1 pseudogene is annotated in these 641 nt (G+C 59.6%); it reads right to left on the reverse strand.

Annotation, left to right across the window (positions count from 1 at the left end):
- Positions 1–47: 47 nt before the first annotated feature.
- Positions 48–641 (reverse strand): annotated as a pseudogene (locus IEW00_RS17410) (nucleotidyltransferase); the annotation flags it as partial.

Here is a 641-nt window from a genome sequence, read left to right on the forward strand (position 1 = left end):
CCATCCGATCAGCTGCTGCTTGAACCTTGTAAGCGAGGGGCCGTCCACATATGCGGCGTGTAGAACGTGCAGACCAGCAGCACGCAATGATACAGGCGCTCCACGCCCTGATGCAGTTCAAAAGCCGCTTTCTTGTATCGTCCACGTTCGGTGTTTGAACGGAAATCGTCAAAGAACTCTCCGGCGCTGGGATACCATTCTGAGAAGTATTCCGTCGCCATAGCCAAGGCCTGCTCGGGCGTCTTCGGCTTAGGCGTATGCAGGGCGCGGTCGTCCGCCTCGTGCAAAGCGATGCCGTCCTTGGCGACGTCCATAAAAAAGTATCGCCCATGCGCGAGGCCATCGTTCACCTCCTGCAAGGTGTGAACGATGAAGTTGACCGGCGTGTGCAACGTCCGGTCGATGGCCAGCTCGCGGATCAGCCGGTCCTCGAGCTTCAGCCAGTAGTCGACGCGCTCGGTCAGCCGCTTGTCGTTGACGATGATCAGCAGATCGAAGTCGGAGCGATAGCCTTTTGCCGTGTGCGGCTCATCGACCCAGCCGCCGCGTGCATAGCTGCCGTAGAGGATCAGCTTCGTAACCCTGCGGTGAGGGCCGCCTTGCGCTGATTTGGTGACGTGCCGAGAAGGCACCGGTGCAAG

This window comes from Blastomonas aquatica, from assembly GCF_014639875.1.
GTDB lineage: Bacteria > Pseudomonadota > Alphaproteobacteria > Sphingomonadales > Sphingomonadaceae > Blastomonas > Blastomonas aquatica.